Raw genomic sequence first — 25,598 nt, 5'->3', positions numbered from 1 at the left:
TTAAATCCTCCCATGACAATTTATTATTTAAAATTATTGCCTCTAATTAATATAATATTCAATTACATGCTAAAACTTATTTTGTCCACATAAATAAAGATGATATAAAAATTTATACATAAATTTTAGGATTTTTATGAACGTATAAACCTAAAAAATTGTGCTAATAATAAATAAAATAGATTAAGTTTACATATAATTTGGAGGTAACCAAATGAAACAGAATATAATTTCATATTTAGATACTATAAAAAATGAAATATTGTCCTTATCAAAATATCTTTACGATAATCCCGAAGAAAGTTTTCATGAATACAAAGCCTGCAATTACTTAACTAACATTTTAAGATCCAATAATTTTGAAGTAAAAGACAATTACCTTGGTATTTCAACTGCTTTTTATGCTCAATTTGGTACCGGTCATCCTAAGGTTTGCTATATATGTGAATATGATGCAGTAAAAAAACTTGGTCACATAGTTGGTCATAACTTAATATCAGCTATGTCAATAGGTGCTGCCCTTGCAGTTTCGAAAGTTATTCCTAAAATTCACGGCAGTGTAATTGTACTTGGATGTCCCGGTGAATTTGTAGGCAGTGCTAAAATTACTATGGCAAAACAAGGTACCTTTGATGATATAGATGCTGTACTCATGGCTCATCCAGATACAGTAACTGCAGCAAGTGGAACATCTATGGCTGTTCTACCATTAAAGATAACATATAAAAGCAAAAGTGGTCTTTCATATAGAAATCAATCAAGTTACAATGCCCTTGATGCATGTTTATTTAGTTTTAATTCAATTAATTTACTTGCAAAGGGATTTGGAGAAAACGCTTTAATAGACAGCGTAATAATAAATGGAGGAGATTCTCCATATTTGATGCCTGATAAATCAGAATCAAAATTTTATATTAGAGCCCCCAAAATGACTAAATGCTGTGAAATAGAAAAGAAAATACGAAAATTAGTTCAAACTACGTCAGAATTGATGGATATAAAATATGATGTATGCATGCACGAACTGCCTTATGATGAATTTGTGCCAAATAAAACACTTTCTAGAATATTCAGTCATAATCTAAAAGAAAGTGGAATAATAGCCATTGGCGAACCTAAAAATACTAATTCAAGCCTAAGCCTTGGAACTGTAAGCAGCATAGTACCATGTATTCATCCATATATATCAATATGTGATGGTAAATCCATCAAATATTCATCAGAAGAATTTGCTAGTGCAACTATATCCTATTGTGCTCAAGAAAGAATACTTAGAGCAGCCCAAGCACTTGCATTAACTGGTTTAGACTTGATAGAAAATAGTTCTCTGCTTGCTGAAGTTAAAAATGATTTTTGTAGTTTACATAAATGTAAAAATTCATATGTACACCTTTAATAATATCGTGTACAAATATAATATATAATGTATAATAATTATATATTAAGTTTAAGAAACAGTGGGGGATTTTATGATTTCAATTTATAAAACTATTAATGATGAACAAGTACTGCAATCCATTGATACTATCGAACCTGGATGCTGGATTAACTTAGTTGCTCCTTCAAAGGAGGAACTTGTATTGGTTTCTAAAAAAGCCAGCGTTTCCTTAGAATTTTTAAAATCAGCCCTGGATGAAGAAGAAACTTCTCGTATTGACTCAGAAGATGATAACCTTTTGGTAATAGTTGACATACCATTTACTGAAATGGAGGATAATTCACTAACATATGATTCTTACCCTTTATCGATTATCCATACAAAATCTTTAATTATAACAATTTGTCTTAAAAACAGTAAGATATTGACTGACTTTATAGATGGAAAAATTAAATCATTTTTTACATTCAAACGTTCAAGATTTATTCTTCAAATACTCTATAGAATAGCTAGTTATTACTTACTATATTTGAGACAAATAGATAAAAAAAGTCTTATAATTGAACAAAAACTTCATAGATCCATGAAAAATAAAGAGTTAATTCAGCTGCTTTCACTTGAAAAGTCATTAGTATTCTTTTCTACTTCGTTAAAGTCAAATGAAATTACACTCGAGAAAATGTTAAAATTAGAATTATTAAAAAAATATCCAGAAGACCAGGATATTTTAGAAGATGTAATCATAGAAAACAAACAAGCTATTGAAATGGCAAATATATATAGCAATATATTAAGTGGAACTATGGATGCATTTGCTTCCGTAATATCGAATAACTTAAATATGGTAATGAAATTACTAGCTTCTATAACTATAGTTATGTCCATACCAAATATCATATTTAGCTCTTTTGGAATGAATGTGCCCGGGATTCCATTTAGTCATGATCCTAGATCATTTTGGATAGTTTATGCTATCGCTGCATTAATATGCTTTATTACCATAATAATTTTACGCAAAAAACAATTATTTTAAAAAGGTAGTGATCTTTATGATAGCAAAAAGATTAAAAAAAGGCGGTACTATAGGACTTATAGCACCATCAAGTCCCGAAAGTTACGACAAAATAAAAAGTAGTATAGAACTTTTTAAAAGCTTAGGTTTTAAAATTAAAGAAGGTAAACACATATCTGACAAGTGGGGATATCTAGCAGGTAATGATGAAGATAGGGCTCATGATTTTAACGATATGTTTTTGGATGATACTGTAGACATGGTTCTTTGTATACGAGGTGGATATGGCACAATGCGTATACTTTCAATGATAGATTTTAATTTAGTAAAAGAACATCCTAAGATATTTGCAGGATTTAGCGACATAACTACACTGTTGAACATTATATCTTCTAAATGTAACTTAGTAACTTTTCACTCTCCTATGTGTACTTCAAACTTTTTGGACAAAGCAACTTCAGAAAGCTTTTTTAATACAATTATGAACGGTTATGAAAATTATACTATAAAAAATCCTGAAAACTTTCCTGCTGAGTACAAGAGTAATGTACCTGAAGTTTCAGGACAATTAGTTGGAGGAAATCTTAGCTTAATATCTAGTACTATGGGAACACCCTATGAGATAGATACCAAAGATAAGATACTATTTATAGAAGATGTTGGAGAAGATCCATACAAAATTGACAGGATGCTAACTCAATTACTTTTAGATAACAAATTGCAGGAATGTAAGGCATTTGTGCTTGGTCAATTTACAAGGTGTACTCTTCCTCACTATGAGAGAAGTTTGACTTTAGAAGAAGTACTTGAAGACAGATTATTGTCTTTAAATAAACCTACTTTAATTAATCTTCAATCCGGGCACTCTTATCCAAGACTTACAATTCCAATAGGTGCAAAAGTAGTTGTCAATTTTAAATCTGGTTTTATAAAAACTTTAGAACCTGTAGTAAAGTAGCAATTAAATTATATTAAAAAGCTCTGAAAGTAATTTCAGAGCCTTATAAACGTATTTTAAAACCTTTAGTTAATGTGTATTTGCAGCTTACTGCATCTGCTGATACTTTTTTACGCCGTTAGATTTCCGAAAGTAAATGAGAGGAAAGTGTATTAGATGAAAAAATTTAAACATATTCTTATAGTTATAATTGGTGTAGTTATAGCATCTCAGATTTATTTTGATCTTTTAATTCAAAACTTTACCATAGCTTTTTCAGTAGTTGTATTTTCCGTGTTCCTCTATAACTATACTGAATTAAACCCGATAACAACAGCAATAATCACAGGAATATCTGTAACGCTTTATAGATCAATATGGGTTTATTCTAGTAATATGGATTTTATTAAAACCATTAAAATAACTGCACCACAGATAGTATTCTTTGCTACTTACGGGTGTATATTTTATTTTTTGTATTACAAAAGTAAAGAGAAAAATCTAACAAGGTTTATTCTTTCAATATTTTGCTGCGACTTTATTTCAAATGTTATTGAAATAACTATTCGAACTAAGATAACTGGTGAAAGCAGCAATATGATTACAGCTCTTTTAATAGTAGCTTGTATAAGAACTTTAGCGGCTTTGATTATATTAATAGTAATGAAATACTATAGATCATTTCTTATAAAAGAAGAACATGAAGAACGCTATAGAAAATTGATATTGTTAACTTCCAGCTTCAAAAGTGAAATATATTTTATGAATAAAAATGCTTCTGAAATAGAAGATGTAATGAAAAAGTCCTTTTCAGTGTATGAGATTGTTTCTAAGAATAATTATCCCGAAAAGTTGAGAGATCTCACACTTGATATTGCTAAAGATGTTCACGAGATTAAGAAGGGTTACCTCAGGGTAATAGGGGGACTTGAAGAAATGTCTAATGAAAAATTAGATGTTGAAAGTATGAAAATAAAAGATATTATAAACATTTTAGAAATAGATACTAAAGATTACATAAATGCTAAGAATTTAAACATTGACCTTGATTTTAAAGTTGGATGTGACTTTTATGTTTCCCAACATTTCTACCTTGTATCAGTTATAAGAAACCTTATTTTTAACGGTATAGAAGCTATAGATAATAAGAAAAGAGGATTAATTGAACTGAAAATTGAAGAGGCCAAAGATGAATATATTTTTACTGTATCCGATAATGGGACAGGCATAAATAAAAGTAATTTGGATTTTATATTTAATCCTGGTTTTTCTACTAAGTACGATAAAAAGACTGGTAATATATGCAGGGGAATAGGTCTTACTTTGGTAAAAGATTTAATTCAAAATATTTTTAATGGAAGCATATCTGTACAATCTATAAAAAATGAAGGTACAACTTTTACAGTAAAAATACCAATAAACTCATTTAGGGGGTAGATATTGTGCGTTATTATATTATTGATGATGATGTAAATGTTGTTAAGATACTGACTAACTTACTTGAAGAAAATGAATCAGGTGAGGTAATAGGAAGCTCCAATGATGGAGAAACAGCTCTTAATGAAATACTGATTTGTAATCCAGATATTGTATTAGTTGACTTGCTTCTACCTAAACTAGATGGTAATAGTTTGGTGAAAGAAGTAAAACTATTAAAACCAAAAATTAAGTTTATCATGATTTCTCAAGTATCAGACGCAAAATTAGTAGAAGACTCTTATAATTCTGGAATCGAGTTTTTTATCAGCAAGCCTATTAACAAAATTGAGGTAGAAAAAGTTACAAGTAAAGTGGCAGAAAAAATTGAAATTGAAAATATGCTTAGCAGCATAAAGAAAATGTTCAAAGATACTAATCCTCAAAAAAAATCACAAGACAATAATATTAGGATAATCAAACATATTTTAAGTAGATTTGGCATGCTAGGTGAAAAAGGAACGGATGATATTATTAAAATTTGTCTTTATCTATTAGAAACGAAAAAATCATTTGAAGAATGTAATTTTAATGATTTATGCTCCATTCTTGGAGATAGCCCTAAAACAGTGCAGCAAAGAATAAGGAGAACAATTAAAATTGGATTAACTAATCTTGCATATATGGAAATAGAAAATTATTTTAATGAAAGTTTTCAAGATTATTCTAAGGGTATGTTTGATTTTGCAAGCGTTAAAACTGAGATGGATTATATCAAGGGGAAAAGTAAAACTGGTGGAAAGGTAATACTAAGTAAATTTTTTGATGGATTGTTATTGCAATGTGAAGAATATTAAAAGTTTACTGAATAGTAGATGTTAATATTTTTAAGTTTTGGAGTATACCTTCATATTTCTTAATAAAATACTTTTAAAATTCTAAATTTTTTAAAAGTATTTTATTTTTTTGTGAAGCATTTTGAAGTATCTTGAGGTATCTTGTATTCAAGCTATTATAATAATTATGTAATTACTGATAGCAATTAATTAAAGTTTAATTAATTATAAAGCCAATTATTATTAAATTGCAAAAATGCTTTCATATATATTATTTATTGATTATGTTTTTACTTTTGATAAGGTTTACAAAATCTTGATTTATAATAACAGACTATAAGTTTTATACTTAACTATAAATTATATTTTATAAAGGAGGTTACCATATGAACTTATCTTGTTTTACTAGAAAAAAAGATGTAGAGTCTATTTTAAACAACAATAAAAACAATTCTTCACAGAGAACTTTAGGTGCATTTGACGTAACATTGATGAGTATTGGAGCAACAATTGGAACTGGAGTAATGGTATTAGCAGGTCTTGTAGCTGCAACAAATGCAGGTCCTGCTGTAGTTTTATCATTTATTTTTTCGGCAATTGCTTGTACACTCGTAGCCTTATGTTATGCTGAATTTGCATCATCAATTCCAACGTCAGGAAGTGCATATGCTTATATTTATGTATCATTAGGTGAATTTGTTGCTCATTTAGTTGGCTGGTCACTTTTTATTGGATATACAGTATGTGCTGCAACTGTAGCTAGCGGTTGGGCATCATACTTTAATGGTCTGATAAAAGACATGGGAATTAACTTGCCAAACGCTTTAATAAATATTCCAAGTGAGGGAGGAATAATAAATCTCCCAGCAATTGCTGTAGTATTTGCTATTACACTTCTTCTATCACAAGGAACAAGTGAAAGTAAAAAAGTAAATAGTTTTTTTGTATTTGTAAAACTCGGTATTGTAGCTCTGTTCGTAGTTGTAGGTGTATTTTTTATAAAGCCAGAAAGATGGCATCCATTTATGCCATTTGGTTTTAAGGGTGTGTGTGCTGGTGCAGCATCAGTATTCCTTGCTTATACAGGTTTTGATGCAATTTCAACTTCTGCTGAAGAAATAAAAGATCCTCAAAAGAACCTGCCAATAGGTATTATTGGTTCAATGATAGGATGTACACTTATATATATTGTAGTTAGTTTGGTTTTAACAGGAATTGCCGATTATACTAAGCTAAATGTTGGTGACGCTATGTCCTACGCATTAAGTTCTGTTGGTCAAAATTGGGCAGCTTCTATAGTTTCAGTTGGAGCAATTATCGGAATTTTAGCAGTTATCGTTGCATACCTTTATGGAGCATCACATATATTATTTTCAATGGGACGTGATGGATTGCTTCCAAAAAAGTTTTCTAAGTTAAATAAGAAAACAAATGTACCTGTACTTCCAACTTGGATAGTAGGATGTGTAAGTGGCTTTTTAGCCGGTATTGCAAATATAAAGCAGTTAGCTGACCTTTCAAATATGATTTTCCTAGGAACATTTGCACTTGTAGCAGTATCTCTAATCATATTTAGAAAAGCTTATCCAAATTTAAAGAGAAATTTTATGGTACCTTTAGTACCAGTCGTACCTTTAATAGCAGTAGCATGTTGTGTATTTCTGATGCTTAATTTATCAAAAGCAACTTGGTTATATTTTGGTGTATGGGTTGGACTAGGAGTAATTGTTTATGCACTATATTCGCATAAAAACAGTAAATTGCAAGATAACGATAATTATAATAATCTATCAGAGAAACATGGTGCTTAATAAGATGCAATAATTACAGAAAAACTTTCATACAAATTAGATTTTTAAGTTTAAATTATTAAAAATTATAGTTAAATATAAAATACATGATTAAAATCATGAATAGAAAGAATAGAAAAAACAGCTTATACAGTTAACCCTATTATAAGTTACTGTATAAGTTGCTTTTAATCACTGATATTAAGTTGGAGGCGCCACCCAGATTTGAACTGGGGATAAAGGTTTTGCAGACCTCTGCCTTACCGCTTGGCTATAGCGCCATATCTCCTAATTAACAATGCTATTTTAGTTTAGCAGTTATACATACATTTGTCAATAGTTTTATTATTAATTCAGAGATTTAGCATCAAAATTCCAGTGAAAATTTTACTTCTACTGGAACTTCATTTTTTTACACCTACTTGAAGAGCTGGTAGTCTCGCAGACCGTTAGGTCATAAAAATAATTGCACTTACTCCTACCTCAAGAAATCTTAATAAGTCAATTTCCAGTTTTGTTTTGAGATTAGGTCTTTTCAAACAATGGATTATCCCAACCGTTTTCTATAGTAAGTCTTTCATCTTTTATATATATTTGAAGCATACACTTCTTTCTAAACCCTTTTATACATCTAAAAAAATACAATTGCATTAAATTAAATGCTATTATTATAAACATCAAAACTGTCTCTATGCCCGCAGGGCTGTAAAGAAAGCAGTGGTCTAAATGCCATTCTGTTTTTAGTTGATGAAATGCATTATTTTCAATATCCCATCTTCTATGCATTACCTTCCATAAGGTTTCTACTGACGTAAATTTATCTGTTGTTATAATCCATCCTTCCTTAATTTCCACCTTATCTCAAGTATGAATTTCCTCTACAAACCTTATAAATCTAACTTTTATAGACGCATCTGTCATTTCAAAATTATCTTCATCCCAAGCTTTAATATTTCTATAGGCATTTATGTTTTTCCTTACAGTCCAATATTTATCTGCCTCACGGCATTTAAATAAGACCAGCGCATCTTTTACAATATTAAGTCTGCGATCTTTTACCCTCACTACTGCATCCATTCCTATGGAAAGGACTTCCTTTACCCATGTGGACTTACAATATAAAGCATCAGCTGCAATAATATCTGCAAAGTGATGATATTCCTTATATAGTTTTTTAATTAGCCGTTTACCGCCTGTAATTTCGCCTTCATCTTTATTGGAACTATCTTTTTTAGGTTCAAGCATTTCCTGTCCTAAAATAATATGTGGATCAGAGCCTATCATTGCACAAACTACTGACCTATGGAAATAATGAGTTATACCATTTTTATCAATCCTTGTAAGACAGTTTTTACAAGATTTTTTAATGCTATCAAATAATTCTACACTATCTATGGCAGCTACTTTTAAGCCGTCTATAGTTCCATTTCTAAATACTTTATTCTTTACAGTAGTTTTTATTATATGTTTGTTGATATCTTTTAAGCCATCAAAATCAAAATCATTTAAACAACGCCTAACGGCGTCAATACAGAGCATTTTAGTTTCTGACAAAACCATTATAAAAAGGATGCTTTTATTATGCAAGTTTTTTCTATATAATTTCCAGTAAAAATCGTAATTTATTAATTCTACTGTAAATACTCATAAACCTTTATAATCCAAAGGACTATCGTTCTAGAAACTTTTTAGGTGCTAAACTTCTGTTATTAATTTTTCAACACATACCCTTTTAATAAAATTTATGAAATTTCATTTACAATAACGTCTATGATATAATACTTTACAAGAGGTGATATGGTATGAATTATGAAAATTTAAAATCTGCGATAAAAGCAAGTAAAAATATAGTATTTTTTGGCGGTGCCGGTGTTTCTACGGAGTCTAACATTCCTGACTTTAGATCAGATGCAGGACTGTATAAGACCAAAGATAACTATTCCTATCCTCCAGAAGTAATGCTAAGTCATTCTTTTTTTAAATCTCATACGGAGGATTTTTTCAACTTTTATAGGAGCAAAATGATATATAAAAATGCTAAACCAAATGCTGCTCATTATGCTCTAGCAAAGTTAGAAAAACTAGGTAAACTTAAAGCTATAATAACTCAAAATATCGATGGACTTCATCAAATGGCAGGTTCTAAAAATGTATTTGAACTGCATGGTTCAATACATAGAAACTTTTGTACAAAATGCGGTAAACCATTTAGCTTGGATTATATTATAAATTCAAAATCTGTAATTCCAAAATGTGATGACTGCGGTGAAATCGTGAAACCTGATGTAGTTCTTTATGAAGAAAGTCTCAATATGAATACACTAAATAATGCAATTAAATTCACCCAAAATGCAGATATGCTAATTGTAGGAGGTACTTCCTTAGTAGTTTATCCAGCTGCAGCAATAGTAGACTATTTTAAAGGTTCAAAATTAGTATTAATAAATAAGTCTTCTACTCCATATGATAGTAAAGCAGATATAGTAATCAATGATAGTATTGGTAAAGTACTATCCAGTATAATAGATGAATAACAATTAAATTATAAATAAAAATGCTGTTAAATATTTTAATCAATAAATATTTAACAGCATTTTTTATGTTAATTATTTTTCGTATTCGACAGTGTATTTTTCTTTTAATTGTTTGTTAAGTTCGTTATACTTATATGATTGTCTTTGTTGAAGTAAATTATTTTTAATTGTACCCTTTACTTCATCATAGGACTTAGGTGACTTTGGTATTTTTTGTTCAACCTTAATTAAATGATATCCAAATTGTGTCTTAATAGGCTTACTTACAACATTAACATCAATTGAAAAAGCAACATCTTCAAATTCAGGAACCATTTGTCCTCTAGTAAATTTTCCTAAATTACCACCTTGCGCTTTTGATGGACATGAGGAATACTTTTGAGCAGCATCTTCAAAACTCATTCCATCATTTATTTCCTTTAATACATCATTTGCTTTCTGCTCTGTATTAACTAATATATGTCTAGCTACAACGCTTTCTGGATTTACAAGTTTATCTTTATTAACTTTATAATAATCTTCAACTTCGCTATCTTTAACAATAACCTCACTCATTACCTTTGCTATAGCTGTCTGAGTTAAAATTTCTTTTTTAACAAGTTCAACTTTGTTTATGTAGCTTTGATCCTTATCTAGTCCAGAATCCTTAGCATAATTATAGATAAGTTCAAATGACACCATTTCTTCTAAAAGCTGTTTTTTTCCGTCATCAGTGTTTAAATAGCTTTGTCTATCGCTAGGAAACCTCTCTATAGCACTTTCTAAATCTTTTTGTGTTATTTTACTACCATTTATAGTAGCTAATACTTTATTCTCCATTACTTTTCTCCTTATATTTTATTAGTCAATATAGTTATATCATATATAACAAAACTTTACCATAACCTTTAATTATTTTTCAGATGTATACAAAAAGAACATATTAGTAAGTACTAATATGTTCTTGGTGGCCAGACCAGGAATCGAACCAGGGACACGAGGATTTTCAGTCCTCTGCTCTACCGACTGAGCTATCTGGCCAAATTATAGTATTTATACCTGGCAGCGACCTACTCTCCCGCAGGGTCTCCCCTGAAGTACTATCGGCACTGTAAAGCTTAACCTACCTGTTCGGTATGGGAAGGAGTGTTACCTTTACGTCATTACCACCAGATTTACTTTAAAAATTGCTATAAGCTTCACATTACTGTTCGCTTCTATCAATTTTTATTGTTAATTGATACTTTATTTGAGAAAATTGTTCTCTCAAAATTGCACAGTTAAGTTAAAAGTCAAATTAAATGATTTAAGTTAATTTGGTCAAGCCCTCGACCTATTAGTATCAGTCAGCTGAACATGTTGCCATGCTTACACCTCTGACCTATCAACCTTGTGTTCTTCAAGGGGTCTTACTAGCTTATGCTATGGGAAATCTAATCTTGAGGTGGGCTTCACGCTTAGATGCTTTCAGCGTTTATCCCGTCCCGACATAGCTACCCAGCCGTGCTCCTGGCGGAACAACTGGTACACCAGAGGTCAGTCCATCCCGGTCCTCTCGTACTAAGGACAGCTCCTCTCAAATTTCCTGCGCCCGCAGCGGATAGGGACCGAACTGTCTCACGACGTTCTGAACCCAGCTCGCGTGCCGCTTTAATGGGCGAACGGCCCAACCCTTGGGACCTACTTCAGCCCCAGGATGCGACGAGCCGACATCGAGGTGCCAAACCTCCCCGTCGATGTGGACTCTTGGGGGAGATCAGCCTGTTATCCCCGAGGTAGCTTTTATCCGTTGAGCGATGGCCCTCCCACGAGGTACCACCGGATCACTAAGCCCGACTTTCGTCCCTGCTCCACCTGTATGTGTCGCAGTCAGGCTCCCTTCTGCCTTTGCACTCTTCGAACGATTTCTAACCGTTCTGAGGGAACCTTTGGGCGCCTCCGTTACTTTTTAGGAGGCGACCGCCCCAGTCAAACTGCCCGCCTAACAATGTCCCGTGGCCAGTTTCATGGCCTCCGGTTAGAATCTCAGTACTGTCAGGGTGGTATCCCAAGGATGACTCCGCTAGGGCTGACGCCCTAGTTTCTAAGTCTCCCACCTATCCTGTACAGACAATACCGAAACTCAATGTTAAGCTGCAGTAAAGCTCTACGGGGTCTTTCCGTCCAACTGCGGGTAGCAAGCATCTTCACTTGCACTACAATTTCGCCGGATTTGCTGTTGAGACAGTGCCCAAATCATTACGCCATTCGTGCGGGTCGGAACTTACCCGACAAGGAATTTCGCTACCTTAGGACCGTTATAGTTACGGCCGCCGTTTACTGGGGCTTAAGTTCATACCTTCGCTTGCGCTAAGTATTCCCCTTAACCTTCCAGCACCGGGCAGGCGTCAGCCCCTATACTTCAGCTTTCGCTTTAGCAGAGACCTGTGTTTTTGCTAAACAGTTGCTTGGGCCTATTCTCTGCGGCCGTCCGTAAGGACGGCACCCCTTATCCCGAAGTTACGGGGTCAATTTGCCGAGTTCCTTAACAGCAATTCTTCCGATGGTCTTAGGATTCTCTCCTCACCTACCTGTGTCGGTTTGCGGTACGGGCACCAGTTTCCTCCATAGAGACTTTTCTTGGCAGCGTGGAATCGGATACTTCTTTCTTAGAAAAGAAATCCCTGTAACACCTCAACTAATCCCAGCGGATTTACCTTCTGGGCACGTCTAAGTGCTTAGACACACATCCAACAGTGTGCACATCCTATCCTCCTGCGTCATCCCATCTGTCAAATGGAAGCTGGCGGTATTGGAATGTCAGCCAATTGTCCATCACCTACGCCTTTCGGCCTCGGCTTAGGTCCCGACTAACCCTGGGAGGACGAGCCTTCCCCAGGAAACCTTAGGTTTTCGACCAATAAGATTCTCACTTATTTCTCGCTACTTATGCCAGCATACTCACTCCTGTACAGTCCACCGCTCCTTACGGTACAGCTTCAATCCATACAGGAAGCTCCTCTACCACTCTTTCGAGTCCATAGCTTCGGTGGTAAGTTTTAGCCCCGGACATTTTCGGCGCAGGATCTCTCGACTAGTGAGCTATTACGCACTCTTTAAATGAGTGGCTGCTTCTAAGCCAACATCCTAGTTGTCTTAGAAATCCCACATCCTTTACCACTTAACTTACACTTTGGGACCTTAGCTGATGATCTGGGCTGTTTCCCTTTTGACCGCGGATCTTATCATTCGCAGTCTGACTGCCGAGATACGAGTATATGGCATTCGGAGTTTGATAAGGTTCAGTAACTGTTTTCAGCCCTTAGCCTATTCAGTGCTCTACCTCCATTACTCAATCTCGACGCTAGCCCTAAAGCTATTTCGAGGAGAACCAGCTATCTCCGAGTTCGATTGGAATTTCTCCGCTATCCACAGCTCATCCCATGGTTTTTCAACACCAACGCGGTTCGGACCTCCACGGAATTTTACTTCCGCTTCATCCTGTCCATGGATAGGTCACTCGGTTTCGGGTCTGCAGCATGCAACTAGTCGCCCTATTCAGACTCGGTTTCCCTTCGGCTCCATACCTTAAGTATTTAACCTTGCTGCATACCGCAACTCGCTGGCTCGTTCTACAAAAAGCACGCCGTCGCACTTAAATGTGCTTCGACCGGTTGTGGACACACGGTTTCAGGTTCTATTTCACTCCCCTTCCGGGGTTCTTTTCACCTTTCCCTCACGGTACTGCTTCACTATCGGTCACCAGGTAGTATTTAGCCTTGGGAGGTGGTCCTCCCAGCTTCCCACAAGGTTTCACGTGTCTCGTGGTACTCTGGAATAGATCTAACTTAAATTTCTTTTTATTTACAGGGCTTTTACCTTCTGTGGCGGAGCCTTCCAGCTCCCTTCAATTAGGAAATAAAAGTGTTTATGATCTACCCGCAACCCCAGGAACAAGTTCCTGGTTTGGGCTCTTTCTCTTTCGCTCGCCGCTACTTAAGAAATCGATTTTTCTTTCTCTTCCTCCGGGTACTTAGATGTTTCAGTTCCCCGGGTTTGTCTCTATAAACCTATGAATTCAGTTTAAAGTACATGACGTTAGTCATGTGGGTTTCCCCATTCGGAAATCTCCGGATCACAGGCTATTTGCGCCTACCCGAAGCTTATCGCAGCTTATCACGTCCTTCTTCGACTCCTGGTGCCATGGCATTCACCATGCGCCCTTTGTAGCTTGACCTTTAAGTTAAAAATTGCTATAAGCAATTTTTATTTCATTAATAATAAGTTATACACTATTATTAATGTTTGTTTGTTAGTTGATATATTATTACACCAACTATAACTATAAGAATCTTTTAATTCTACAAAGTACGATTAATTATATTAATCTTCATTCAGTATAAATATTCTTTTTAGAATAAATATACATGAATATGCTTTACTTTTAACTTATTTTCTCTGTGCAATTTTCAAAGAACAATTTTTGAGAGTGATGACAGATAATTAATTCATTATCTGTTAAAAACCATTTAGGTTTTTAATCCCTCAAAATCAAACAGAGTATAATAAAACCAGTCTTTTAAGATAGAATTAACTATCTTACGACTCCTTAGAAAGGAGGTGATCCAGCCGCAGGTTCTCCTACGGCTACCTTGTTACGACTTCACCCCAATTATTAACCCCACCTTCGGCCGCTGGCCCCTTACGGTTGCCCCACGGACTTCGGGTGTTGCCAACTCTCATGGTGTGACGGGCGGTGTGTACAAGGCCCGGGAACGCATTCACCGCGGCATTCTGATTCGCGATTACTAGCAACTCCAGCTTCATGCAGGCGGGTTTCAGCCTGCAATCCGAACTGAGGTGAATTTTGAAGTTTGGCTCACCCTCGCGGGTTTGCATCTCTCTGTATTCACCATTGTAGCACGTGTGTAGCCCTAGACATAAGGGGCATGATGATTTGACGTCATCCCCACCTTCCTCCCGGTTAACCCGGGCAGTCTCACTAGAGTGCTCAACTTAATGGTAGCAACTAATGATAAGGGTTGCGCTCGTTGCAGGACTTAACCTAACATCTCACGACACGAGCTGACGACAACCATGCACCACCTGTCTCCCTGCCCCGAAGGGCTTCCCTAATTACAGGTAATTCAGGGGATGTCAAGTCTAGGTAAGGTTCTTCGCGTTGCTTCGAATTAAACCACATGCTCCGCTGCTTGTGCGAGCCCCCGTCAATTCCTTTGAGTTTTAATCTTGCGATCGTACTTCCCAGGCGGAGTACTTACTGCGTTTACTGCGGCACAGAAGGGGTCGATACCTCCTACACCTAGTACTCATCGTTTACGGCGTGGACTACCAGGGTATCTAATCCTGTTTGCTACCCACGCTTTCGTGCCTCAGCGTCAGTTACAGTCCAGAAAGCCGCCTTCGCCACTGGTGTTCTTCCTAATCTCTACGCATTTCACCGCTACACTAGGAATTCCGCTTTCCTCTCCTGCACTCTAGATATCCAGTTTGAAATGCAGTCCCCAGGTTGAGCCTGGGGTTTTCACATCCCACTTAAATATCCGCCTACGCACCCTTTACGCCCAGTAAATCCGGACAACGCTCGCCACCTACGTATTACCGCGGCTGCTGGCACGTAGTTAGCCGTGGCTTCCTCCTTTGGTACCGTCATTATCGTCCCAAAAGACAGGGCTTTACAATCCGAAAACCTTCATCACCCACGCGGCGTTGCTGCATCAGGCTTTCGCCCATTGTGCAATATTCCCCACTGCTGCCTCCCGTAGGAGTCTGGACCGTCTCTCAGTTCCAATGTGGCCGATTACCCTCTCAGGTCGGCTACGCATCGCTGCCTTGGTAAGCCGTTACCTTACCAACTAGCTAATGCGCCGCGGGCCCATCTCAAAGTGGATTTCTCCTTTGGTTATTTTACCATGTGATAAAATAACTTTATGCGGTATTAATCTCCCTTTCGGGAGGCTATCCCCCTCTTTGAGGCAGGTTGCCCACGTGTTACTCACCCGTCCGCCGCTAGATCCATTCCCGAAGGAATTTCTCTCGCTCGACTTGCATGTGTTAGGCACGCCGCCAGCGTTCGTCCTGAGCCAGGATCAAACTCTCAATTTAATTTCTTATATATAAACTCTTTCCAGAGTTTCAAGTTCAATTTAAGCTCATTTACTTACTTTTAAGCTGTTTTCACAGCTTTCAAAAGAATTGCTGGTTTATTATTCTCTTCTCTGTTTGATTTTCAAGGTTCATCATCGCTTCATTTAAGCGATTTCTATATACTATCATGTATATTTGAAACTGTCAAGAACTTTTTAAACTTTTTTTAATTATTTTAACTTTCCATTAAGTAATTAAATTTTGTATTAAAAGTCCTTTTCTTGATTGCCACTCAAATCACTCAAGCGACATATGTTATTCTATCACAAAACTTAATGAAGAAGTTGAATACAACTTCGCTTACATCAAATTAAATCATTATTTCTAAATGTATCTACATTTTTTGCACTTATTTTAATACTGACACACAAGGTAATGTTGATTATCAAATTATGTTTTAATCCAAGCTGTCTTAAGTATATAAGCACATATATATTAAGATAATCATCAAAGTAAATTATCTTAATATATATGTGTAACCCATAATATAAAAATATGCGATGCAATATTTTTAAGAAGATAGGTGACAGAGAAGGTAAGTTTTCTTCCTTACGTCAGAAAATTAATTTATTTTTTAAGTTTGTTTTGCTATTGCAAAACATCGCTTAAGCAAGCATCTAAAATCTATAATTTTTAAATAGTTGCTTACTTAGAAGGGTACTCTTGAGAAATAAAAGAACGTATCTAGATTTGATTTACACAAATCTAGGTACATTCTCATGGTTACACAATGTTTCGCCTTAGCGAAACGAGTTATCAAAAATCCTCCTTCTCTGTCAATTGTCCTATGTTTTTATGTCCTTAGGATTTAGAATTAAAATCTTTCGAGAAACTTTTGACTTAAATCACAGTTCAATTTAAACCCAAAATGTTCTAATGACTTTTGAAATGCAAATAAAGTATATGCTATCTTATCTACTCTTGCATTTTCACCCATATGTCCTATTCTAAATACCTTTCCTTCCAAATAGCCAAACGAACCAGCTATAAGTACATTGTAAGTTTGACACATATAATCTCTAACCATTTTATTATCCATATTAGCTGGAGTATTTATGACAGTAACTGTATTTGAAAATCCTTCTTTTACATATAATTCTAACCCTGATTCCTGTACAGCGTATCTTACGCCTTCTGCTATTTTTCTGTGTCTTTCAAATATATCCTTATCTTCAAGTAAATTATCTATTGCAGCTCTAAGTCCAACTATATCACTAGAAGAAGGAGTATACGGGAACCACTTGTTTTCATAATAGTTTTCCCATATGAGCAAGTTGCAGTAAAACGATGCTATTGGAGTTTTTCTTGCCTTCATAGATTCAATAGCATCATTACTTACACTTAATATTGTAAGTCCTGGAGGAGCTGATATACATTTTTGTGATCCACCTAAGATAATATCTATTTTCCAATCATCTACTCTTACTTCTTCTCCACCCATAGCAGCTACACTATCTACAACTGTTAATATACCTTTTTCCTTCAGCAGGGGACATATTTTTGAAATATCATTTAACATTCCTGATGGAGTATCACAATGAACTACTGTGGCATATTTAAAATTACTATCTTTATCTAGAAATTCTTTTAATTTTTCGATATCTATACTTTTAGTTCTATCTCCTTTAAAAAATACAACATCTCCCCCATATATTTTTATAAAATCAGCAAATCCTTCTCCAAATATTCCATTGTCTATTACTAAAACTCTATCATCTTTTTCAGTTAAAGATGCACAAGCAGCTTCTAACCCAAGTATACCTTCTCCACTTAATATTCTCACTCTATTTTTTGTATTCAAAAACTGACCTATTTTAATACAAGTTTCCCTGTAAAAATCATAAAAATTAAAATCCAAATCTGGATTTGTACATTCAAGGCTTCTTGCTAATCTAACATTTTCTCTAACCTGAGTTGGTCCAGGTGTCATAACATATGGAACTTTCATTAATATCACCCCTAATTAAACTTTAATAGGAATTATAACATTAGAAGCCTTTATTGAAAAATGTATTAGTACAATTTCATCGAAATGTAATATATTTTACCCAAAATCTCATACATAAATGCCAATGAACATGTTAAAATTAATTAAAGAAAACATTATTGAGAGGATGAACGCACTTGAATACAAAAGAATATTTAAAAGAAAAAGTCAAAAATATTTATGATAATTATAATACTAATGATGTATCTGGATACATAACAGGTGATGGACCAATCCCATGTGACATTATGTTCGTAGGTGAAGCTCCTGGTAAAACAGAAGTAGATACTGGTAAGCCTTTTGTAGGAATGGCTGGTAAAAACTTTGAGAAATATTTAAACTCTATAGGTATAAAGAGAGAAGATGTGAGAATCACAAATGCATGTTTTTTCAGACCAATTAAAAAGAAGACAGGTAAAAATAATAAAATTTCAATAAGTAATCGTCCGCCAAAAGTCTCCGAAATATCCTTATTTAGTGATATTCTTGATGAAGAAATTAATTTAGTAAATCCTAAAATAATAGTAACACTAGGTAATGTACCATTAAAGAGACTTACAAACTTTAAATCTATTGGTGAATGTCATGGTAAACCTTACTTTATAGAAAAACTGAACAGATATGTATTTCCTATGTATCATCCTTCATCTTTAATATACAATAGAAATGAAGACTTTTACAAATCATATGAAATTGACTGGCAAAACTTTAAAAAAGCTCTAGATGAAATTTAACTAGAGCTTCTCTATTTTTATATTATTTGTTTTAGAAGTTTTATTGTACTTTCTACATCATCTATACAAACCATTTCAGAACATGAATGTTTATACCTACAAGGTATGTCTAATTCTCCTGTTTTAATACCAGCTCTCTCCTTGTGAAGTAATCCTCCTTCTGAAGTTCCTGAACTTATACTATATTGAATACTTATACCTGCTTTTTGTGCTGATTCTTCAAGCATTTTTTTGATATCCCTATGCATTATAAGTGATTTATCCATAATCTTAAGCACAGGACCTTTACCTAATTCTACATTTCCTTTTGACCCTTCCATATCCTTAGCCTTTTCAACACCTAATACAATACAATAATCTGGATTTATATTATAAGCCGCTGCTCTAGCTCCTCTTCCACATAATTCTTCCTCAGTCGAAAATACAAAATAAACCTTTTTGTCCTTAATGTCTATAGAATCCCTTATTAATTTAATAAGTATGTAGCATCCTACCTTATTATCTAGCATTGGACTTATTACATTTCTTTTACCAACTTTAATATATGGACCAACTAAACATGCAGTATCACCAACTTTTACTTTGTCAGATGATTTTACTTTATTATCTAAACCTATATCTATAAATAGCTGTTTTCCAGAGTTACACAGCCTGCCTATAGTTCCATTTTTAAATCTCACAAAGCTGTTAATTGCATACTCATTTTCAAAACGTCCTATTTTTTCTACTCTTATAAGTCCATTGTCTTCTATATAAGATACTATAAATCCTATACTATCCATATGTGCACATATCATAACTTTTTTATCACCTTCACCTGCACTGGCTATTAAATTTCCCATTTTATCCTCAATTACATCACTCTGCGCAGCTTCTAACTCCTCTTTTATAACCTTCTTAGCTTCTTCCTCACTTCCACTAACTGAAAAACTGTCTATTAATTTACCAAGTAATTTATCCACCTAAAACTACCTCCTTTTATTTAAAAGATTTAAGATAATTTATTAATAAATCTATAGTATTGTTGTAATCATTTAAGCTGCAAACTGATACAGATGAATGGATATATCTACATGGAATTGATACAGCTGCTATATTAGTTCCTTCACCTATCATATCAATAGCATGTGCTTCATTTTTACACATTGAATCACTTTTCCACTGGTAGTTAATTCCGCTTTGAATAGCAATTGATATTATGCTGTTTGTAATATTATTATTAAACAACAAGCTGCCACTTTTTACAGATATAACAGGTCCGCCTCCTATGTCACTTATCTCCAAATATTTTGGGGTTCCCGGTATATCATTACTTTCATATGCATCAACTACTATACATAAATCTGGCTTTACATTAAAAGTAGAAACAAATGCACCTCTTTGACCGACCTTTTCTTGCACATTAAATATACAATACAAGTCACATTCATATTCTTCCTTTAGTATATTAATTAAAACTGAACATCCAATTCTATCATCAAAACCTTTCCCTTTTATGAGGTTATCTCCAAATTCCTTAAATTCAGTATTAAATACTGCATAATCGCCTAGTTTAACAACTTCCCTGGTTTCCTCTTTAGAAGCTGAACCAATATCTATACAGCAGTTAGAAAATTTTATTTTTTCCATCCTCTCTTTTTTATCTTGGAGGTGTATAGGTTTTAGTCCTATAACACCAGGTATCTTTTTTTGACCTACACACACGACTTTAGAAGCAACTGCATTTGAATCAATATTACCTAATGTAGAAAACCTCAATGTACCATCATCATTATAACCCGTAATTATAAATCCAATCTCGTCCATATGAGAATATAATGCTACTTTAGGTCCGCTGCCCTTCTTATGAGCTATTAAATTGCCCATTTTATCTATATTTATTTCATCTACTAAATCTTTTACTTTTTCCCTTATTATATTTCTAGCGCACTCTTCATAACCAGAAGGTGCTATAGAATTGCAAAGATCAACTAAAAGCAAAATACTCCCTCCAGTTCTTTAGAATCTAATTTTTCTATAAACTTAGCTATAAGTCTCCCAGTATTCTTTATGTCATCCATATTTGCAATTTCAACTGATGTGTGCATATATTTTATAGGAATAGAAATTAAAACACTTGGTACCCCATCTCTAGAAACCTGAATGTCCCAAGCATCAGTACCTGTATTACCTGGTTCTACTTCAATCTGATATGGTATGTTATATTCTAAAGCTATATCTATGATTTTTTGTCTTAACTTGCTGTGAACATTAGGTCCTATACAAATAACTGGACCTGCCCCTAATTTATTTTCTCTTTCTGTATCACCCATAGCTCCACCATCAAAAGTAACATCCAAAGCTATGCCTATATCAGGATTTATATCATAAGTTGCCATTTTGGCACCTCTATGCCCTACTTCTTCCTGACATGAACAAACGAAATATACATCCACGGCATGATTAATACTTTCTAGTTCTTTAGCACAAAAATACATTGCAGCAATTCCTGCCCTATCATCAATTGCTTTACAAGAAACATTGTTATTTAGAAGCTTTACAAATTTTCTCTTTAATTCTATGTAATCTCCTACTTTTACGTACTTTTGAATATAATTTTTATTAAATCCAGTATCAATAACTAAATTTTCTTCTGAAAATCCTTTATTCTCATCATTGTAATTAGAATCTCCTATAAATTTTACTCCAATAATTCCATCTATACTCTGACTTCCATGAATTATGACTTCCTGAGATACCAAAGTTTTTGGATCTATTCCCACACTTTTAAATTTCAAAAATCCCTTATCCAGTATATCAGTAACAATTAAAAATACTTCATCACTATGTGCCATTACCATTACCTTACCTTGGCCTTGTCCTCTTTTATGTATATATACATTATTTAAATCACTTATTGAAATTTCTCCTATACTTTTGAAAATAGATTTTATAGTTGGATAAATTTTTTCTTCTCGTCCACTAGGCGAATAAGTTTCACATAAACTTTTTAATAATTCTGTCTCCGTCATTATTCATAATTTCTATCATTTAAATTAACTGGAATTTCAATGATAGTATTCCTCCTTCTTCATATATATATTATCATTATATAATAACTATTGGCATAATAAATAACTTTTAATAAAAAAGCCGTATTTAATTAATTATAATAAGATAATTAATTAAATACAGCTTTTCGTATATACATGTTGATCTAGTTTATATCAAATTTATATCAAAAAATAAAAAAAGTATCTAACTAAAGATACTTTGGTGGCTTACCGGGGAATCGAACCCCGGACACCATGATTAAAAGTCATGTGCTCTACCAACTGAGCTAGTAAACCATATTACCTGGCAGCGACTTACTCTCCCGCAGGGTCTCCCCTGAAGTACTATCGGCACTGTAAAGCTTAACCTACCTGTTCGGTATGGGAAGGAGTGTTACCTTTACGTCATTACCACCAGATTTACTTTAAAAATTGCTATAAGCTTCACATTACTGTTCGCTTCTATCAATTTTTATTGTTAATTGATACTTTATTTGAGAAAATTGTTCTCTCAAAATTGCACAGTTAAGTTAAAAGTCAAATTAAATGATTTAAGTTAATTTGGTCAAGCCCTCGACCTATTAGTATCAGTCAGCTGAACATGTTGCCATGCTTACACCTCTGACCTATCAACCTTGTGTTCTTCAAGGGGTCTTACTAGCTTATGCTATGGGAAATCTAATCTTGAGGTGGGCTTCACGCTTAGATGCTTTCAGCGTTTATCCCGTCCCGACATAGCTACCCAGCCGTGCTCCTGGCGGAACAACTGGTACACCAGAGGTCAGTCCATCCCGGTCCTCTCGTACTAAGGACAGCTCCTCTCAAATTTCCTGCGCCCGCAGCGGATAGGGACCGAACTGTCTCACGACGTTCTGAACCCAGCTCGCGTGCCGCTTTAATGGGCGAACGGCCCAACCCTTGGGACCTACTTCAGCCCCAGGATGCGACGAGCCGACATCGAGGTGCCAAACCTCCCCGTCGATGTGGACTCTTGGGGGAGATCAGCCTGTTATCCCCGAGGTAGCTTTTATCCGTTGAGCGATGGCCCTCCCACGAGGTACCACCGGATCACTAAGCCCGACTTTCGTCCCTGCTCCACCTGTATGTGTCGCAGTCAGGCTCCCTTCTGCCTTTGCACTCTTCGAACGATTTCTAACCGTTCTGAGGGAACCTTTGGGCGCCTCCGTTACTTTTTAGGAGGCGACCGCCCCAGTCAAACTGCCCGCCTAACAATGTCCCGTGGCCAGTTTCATGGCCTCCGGTTAGAATCTCAGTACTGTCAGGGTGGTATCCCAAGGATGACTCCGCTAGGGCTGACGCCCTAGTTTCTAAGTCTCCCACCTATCCTGTACAGACAATACCGAAACTCAATGTTAAGCTGCAGTAAAGCTCTACGGGGTCTTTCCGTCCAACTGCGGGTAGCAAGCATCTTCACTTGCACTACAATTTCGCCGGATTTGCTGTTGAGACAGTGCCCAAATCATTACGCCATTCGTGCGGGTCGGAACTTACCCGACAAGGAATTTCGCTACCTTAGGACCGTTATAGTTACGGCCGCCGTTTACTGGGGCTTAAGTTCATACCTTCGCTTGCGCTAAGTATTCCCCTTAACCTTCCAGCACCGGGCAGGCGTCAGCCCCTATACTTCAGCTTTCGCTTTAGCAGAGACCTGTGTTTTTGCTAAACAGTTGCTTGGGCCTATTCTCTGCGGCCGTCCGTAAGGACGGCACCCCTTATCCCGAAGTTACGGGGTCAATTTGCCGAGTTCCTTAACAGCAATTCTTCCGATGGTCTTAGGATTCTCTCCTCACCTACCTGTGTCGGTTTGCGGTACGGGCACCAGTTTCCTCCATAGAGACTTTTCTTGGCAGCGTGGAATCGGATACTTCTTTCTTAGAAAAGAAATCCCTGTAACACCTCAACTAATCCCAGCGGATTTACCTTCTGGGCACGTCTAAGTGCTTAGACACACATCCAACAGTGTGCACATCCTATCCTCCTGCGTCATCCCATCTGTCAAATGGAAGCTGGCGGTATTGGAATGTCAGCCAATTGTCCATCACCTACGCCTTTCGGCCTCGGCTTAGGTCCCGACTAACCCTGGGAGGACGAGCCTTCCCCAGGAAACCTTAGGTTTTCGACCAATAAGATTCTCACTTATTTCTCGCTACTTATGCCAGCATACTCACTCCTGTACAGTCCACCGCTCCTTACGGTACAGCTTCAATCCATACAGGAAGCTCCTCTACCACTCTTTCGAGTCCATAGCTTCGGTGGTAAGTTTTAGCCCCGGACATTTTCGGCGCAGGATCTCTCGACTAGTGAGCTATTACGCACTCTTTAAATGAGTGGCTGCTTCTAAGCCAACATCCTAGTTGTCTTAGAAATCCCACATCCTTTACCACTTAACTTACACTTTGGGACCTTAGCTGATGATCTGGGCTGTTTCCCTTTTGACCGCGGATCTTATCATTCGCAGTCTGACTGCCGAGATACGAGTATATGGCATTCGGAGTTTGATAAGGTTCAGTAACTGTTTTCAGCCCTTAGCCTATTCAGTGCTCTACCTCCATTACTCAATCTCGACGCTAGCCCTAAAGCTATTTCGAGGAGAACCAGCTATCTCCGAGTTCGATTGGAATTTCTCCGCTATCCACAGCTCATCCCATGGTTTTTCAACACCAACGCGGTTCGGACCTCCACGGAATTTTACTTCCGCTTCATCCTGTCCATGGATAGGTCACTCGGTTTCGGGTCTGCAGCATGCAACTAGTCGCCCTATTCAGACTCGGTTTCCCTTCGGCTCCATACCTTAAGTATTTAACCTTGCTGCATACCGCAACTCGCTGGCTCGTTCTACAAAAAGCACGCCGTCGCACTTAAATGTGCTTCGACCGGTTGTGGACACACGGTTTCAGGTTCTATTTCACTCCCCTTCCGGGGTTCTTTTCACCTTTCCCTCACGGTACTGCTTCACTATCGGTCACCAGGTAGTATTTAGCCTTGGGAGGTAGTCCTCCCAGCTTCCCACAAGGTTTCACGTGTCTCGTGGTACTCTGGAATAGATCTAACTTAAATTTCTTTTTATTTACAGGGCTTTTACCTTCTGTGGCGGAGCCTTCCAGCTCCCTTCAATTAGGAAATAAAAGTGTTTATGATCTACCCGCAACCCCAGGAACAAGTTCCTGGTTTGGGCTCTTTCTCTTTCGCTCGCCGCTACTTAAGAAATCGATTTTTCTTTCTCTTCCTCCGGGTACTTAGATGTTTCAGTTCCCCGGGTTTGTCTCTATAAACCTATGAATTCAGTTTAAAGTACATGACGTTAGTCATGTGGGTTTCCCCATTCGGAAATCTCCGGATCACAGGCTATTTGCGCCTACCCGAAGCTTATCGCAGCTTATCACGTCCTTCTTCGACTCCTGGTGCCATGGCATTCACCATGCGCCCTTTGTAGCTTGACCTTTAAGTTAAAAATTGCTATAAGCAATTTTTATTTCATTAATAATAAGTTATACACTATTATTAATGTTTGTTTGTTAGTTGATATATTATTACACCAACTATAACTATAAGAATCTTTTAATTCTACAAAGTACGATTAATTATATTAATCTTCATTCAGTATAAATATTCTTTTTAGAATAAATATACATGAATATGCTTTACTTTTAACTTATTTTCTCTGTGCAATTTTCAAAGAACAATTTTTGAGAGTGATGACAGATAATTAATTCATTATCTGTTAAAAACCATTTAGGTTTTTAATCCCTCAAAATCAAACAGAGTATAATAAAACCAGTCTTTTAAGATAGAATT

General features: G+C 35.7%; 15 protein-coding genes, 3 tRNA genes and 5 rRNA genes. 8 read left to right on the top strand and 15 right to left on the bottom strand.

Features of this window, described 5'->3' with window-relative positions; genetic code table 11:
• Positions 1-214 precede the first annotated feature (214 nt).
• The 6 genes from EBB51_RS00375 to EBB51_RS00350 all read left to right on the top strand — a co-directional run bounded on the left by EBB51_RS00375 (position 215) and on the right by EBB51_RS00350 (position 7,390).
• Entirely contained in the window at positions 215-1,396 is a 1,182-nt protein-coding gene (locus EBB51_RS00375) for a M20 family peptidase (protein WP_123052624.1), read from the top strand.
• A gap of 73 nt (positions 1,397-1,469) precedes the next feature.
• Complete coding sequence (locus EBB51_RS00370) at positions 1,470-2,411, top strand: magnesium transporter CorA family protein (RefSeq protein WP_123052623.1); 942 nt, start codon at positions 1,470-1,472, stop codon at positions 2,409-2,411.
• Positions 2,412-2,427: 16 nt separating this feature from the next.
• On the top strand, positions 2,428-3,348 hold the full coding sequence (locus EBB51_RS00365) for an LD-carboxypeptidase (protein WP_123052622.1): 921 nt from the start codon (positions 2,428-2,430) through the stop codon (positions 3,346-3,348).
• 156 nt (positions 3,349-3,504) lie between these two features.
• Entirely contained in the window at positions 3,505-4,764 is a 1,260-nt protein-coding gene (locus EBB51_RS00360; protein ID WP_123052621.1) for an ATP-binding protein, read from the top strand.
• A 5-nt stretch (positions 4,765-4,769) separates the two neighbouring features.
• Positions 4,770-5,600 (top strand): DNA-binding domain-containing protein, encoded by an 831-nt coding sequence (locus tag EBB51_RS00355; RefSeq protein ID WP_123052620.1) that lies wholly within the window; start codon positions 4,770-4,772, stop codon positions 5,598-5,600.
• Positions 5,601-5,965: 365 nt separating this feature from the next.
• Entirely contained in the window at positions 5,966-7,390 is a 1,425-nt protein-coding gene (locus EBB51_RS00350) for an amino acid permease (RefSeq protein WP_123052619.1), read from the top strand.
• 186 nt (positions 7,391-7,576) lie between these two features.
• Here the strand turns inward: EBB51_RS00350 and EBB51_RS00345 are convergent.
• The 3 genes from EBB51_RS00345 to EBB51_RS13760 form a co-directional block, all read right to left on the bottom strand.
• Positions 7,577-7,650: transfer RNA gene (locus tag EBB51_RS00345), tRNA-Cys, on the bottom strand.
• Positions 7,651-7,894: 244 nt separating this feature from the next.
• On the bottom strand, positions 7,895-8,224 hold the full coding sequence (locus EBB51_RS13765; protein ID WP_123052618.1) for a transposase: 330 nt from the start codon (positions 8,222-8,224) through the stop codon (positions 7,895-7,897).
• A 6-nt stretch (positions 8,225-8,230) separates the two neighbouring features.
• Positions 8,231-8,908 carry a hypothetical protein gene (locus tag EBB51_RS13760; protein ID WP_243103864.1) on the bottom strand — a complete coding sequence of 226 codons (678 nt, stop codon included), beginning with the start codon at positions 8,906-8,908 and terminating at the stop codon, positions 8,231-8,233.
• 263 nt (positions 8,909-9,171) lie between these two features.
• On the opposite strand from EBB51_RS13760, the gene EBB51_RS00330 reads away from it, so the two are divergent.
• On the top strand, positions 9,172-9,903 hold the full coding sequence (locus EBB51_RS00330; protein WP_123052617.1) for an NAD-dependent protein deacylase: 732 nt from the start codon (positions 9,172-9,174) through the stop codon (positions 9,901-9,903).
• Positions 9,904-9,975: 72 nt separating this feature from the next.
• On the opposite strand, the gene EBB51_RS00325 is transcribed toward EBB51_RS00330, so the two are convergent.
• The 6 genes from EBB51_RS00325 to EBB51_RS00300 form a co-directional block, all read right to left on the bottom strand.
• Positions 9,976-10,722 carry a peptidylprolyl isomerase gene (locus EBB51_RS00325; protein WP_123052616.1) on the bottom strand — a complete coding sequence of 249 codons (747 nt, stop codon included), beginning with the start codon at positions 10,720-10,722 and terminating at the stop codon, positions 9,976-9,978.
• 125 nt (positions 10,723-10,847) lie between these two features.
• Positions 10,848-10,923 (bottom strand) — tRNA-Phe (locus EBB51_RS00320).
• Between the two features lie 16 nt (positions 10,924-10,939).
• A 5S ribosomal RNA gene (gene rrf, locus EBB51_RS00315) occupies positions 10,940-11,056 on the bottom strand.
• Positions 11,057-11,198: 142 nt separating this feature from the next.
• A 23S ribosomal RNA gene (locus EBB51_RS00310) occupies positions 11,199-14,098 on the bottom strand.
• Positions 14,099-14,474: 376 nt separating this feature from the next.
• A 16S ribosomal RNA gene (locus EBB51_RS00305) occupies positions 14,475-15,987 on the bottom strand.
• Together the 16S, 23S and 5S rRNA genes with 1 tRNA gene alongside form the textbook arrangement of a ribosomal RNA operon.
• Before the next feature lie 856 nt (positions 15,988-16,843).
• Positions 16,844-17,977: an alanine--glyoxylate aminotransferase family protein gene (locus EBB51_RS00300; RefSeq protein ID WP_123052615.1), complete on the bottom strand. Its 1,134-nt coding sequence runs from the start codon at positions 17,975-17,977 to the stop codon at positions 16,844-16,846.
• Positions 17,978-18,153: 176 nt separating this feature from the next.
• On the opposite strand from EBB51_RS00300, the gene EBB51_RS00295 reads away from it, so the two are divergent.
• Positions 18,154-18,750 (top strand): uracil-DNA glycosylase, encoded by a 597-nt coding sequence (locus EBB51_RS00295; RefSeq protein ID WP_123052614.1) that lies wholly within the window; start codon positions 18,154-18,156, stop codon positions 18,748-18,750.
• A gap of 17 nt (positions 18,751-18,767) precedes the next feature.
• On the opposite strand, the gene EBB51_RS00290 is transcribed toward EBB51_RS00295, so the two are convergent.
• From EBB51_RS00290 to EBB51_RS00265, 6 genes are all read right to left on the bottom strand, one after another.
• The gene (locus EBB51_RS00290) at positions 18,768-19,712 is read right to left on the bottom strand and encodes a M20/M25/M40 family metallo-hydrolase (protein WP_123052613.1); all 945 of its coding nucleotides are present in this window, start codon (positions 19,710-19,712) and stop codon (positions 18,768-18,770) included.
• A gap of 16 nt (positions 19,713-19,728) precedes the next feature.
• Positions 19,729-20,730 carry a M42 family peptidase gene (locus tag EBB51_RS00285; RefSeq protein WP_123052612.1) on the bottom strand — a complete coding sequence of 334 codons (1,002 nt, stop codon included), beginning with the start codon at positions 20,728-20,730 and terminating at the stop codon, positions 19,729-19,731.
• Entirely contained in the window at positions 20,721-21,761 is a 1,041-nt protein-coding gene (locus EBB51_RS00280; protein WP_123052611.1) for a M20/M25/M40 family metallo-hydrolase, read from the bottom strand. Before EBB51_RS00280 ends, EBB51_RS00285 begins: the two co-directional genes overlap by 10 nt.
• Positions 21,762-22,003: 242 nt before the next feature.
• Positions 22,004-22,079: transfer RNA gene (locus tag EBB51_RS00275), tRNA-Lys, on the bottom strand.
• A 5-nt stretch (positions 22,080-22,084) separates the two neighbouring features.
• Positions 22,085-22,201: ribosomal RNA gene (rrf, locus tag EBB51_RS00270) — 5S ribosomal RNA — on the bottom strand.
• 142 nt (positions 22,202-22,343) lie between these two features.
• Positions 22,344-25,243 (bottom strand): 23S ribosomal RNA (locus EBB51_RS00265).
• Positions 25,244-25,598 lie beyond the last annotated feature (355 nt).

The organism is Clostridium sp. JN-1 (genome assembly GCF_003718715.1).
Taxonomy (GTDB): domain Bacteria; phylum Bacillota; class Clostridia; order Clostridiales; family Clostridiaceae; genus Clostridium_AV.
Note: the sequence above shows the minus strand (reverse complement) of the source record. Positions and strands in the feature narration are given on the sequence as shown.

Coding starts and splice junctions, on each gene's coding strand:
- EBB51_RS00300 (WP_123052615.1), bottom strand. CDS start 17,977: ATGAAAGTTCCATATGTTATGACACCTGGACCAACTCAGGTTAGAGAA.
- EBB51_RS00280 (WP_123052611.1), bottom strand. CDS start 21,761: ATGACGGAGACAGAATTATTAAAAAGTTTATGTGAAACTTATTCGCCT.
- EBB51_RS00360 (WP_123052621.1), top strand. CDS start 3,505: ATGAAAAAATTTAAACATATTCTTATAGTTATAATTGGTGTAGTTATA.
- EBB51_RS00325 (WP_123052616.1), bottom strand. CDS start 10,722: ATGGAGAATAAAGTATTAGCTACTATAAATGGTAGTAAAATAACACAA.
- EBB51_RS00375 (WP_123052624.1), top strand. CDS start 215: ATGAAACAGAATATAATTTCATATTTAGATACTATAAAAAATGAAATA.
- EBB51_RS13760 (WP_243103864.1), bottom strand. CDS start 8,908: ATGCTCTGTATTGACGCCGTTAGGCGTTGTTTAAATGATTTTGATTTT.
- EBB51_RS00365 (WP_123052622.1), top strand. CDS start 2,428: ATGATAGCAAAAAGATTAAAAAAAGGCGGTACTATAGGACTTATAGCA.
- EBB51_RS00350 (WP_123052619.1), top strand. CDS start 5,966: ATGAACTTATCTTGTTTTACTAGAAAAAAAGATGTAGAGTCTATTTTA.
- EBB51_RS00330 (WP_123052617.1), top strand. CDS start 9,172: ATGAATTATGAAAATTTAAAATCTGCGATAAAAGCAAGTAAAAATATA.
- EBB51_RS00370 (WP_123052623.1), top strand. CDS start 1,470: ATGATTTCAATTTATAAAACTATTAATGATGAACAAGTACTGCAATCC.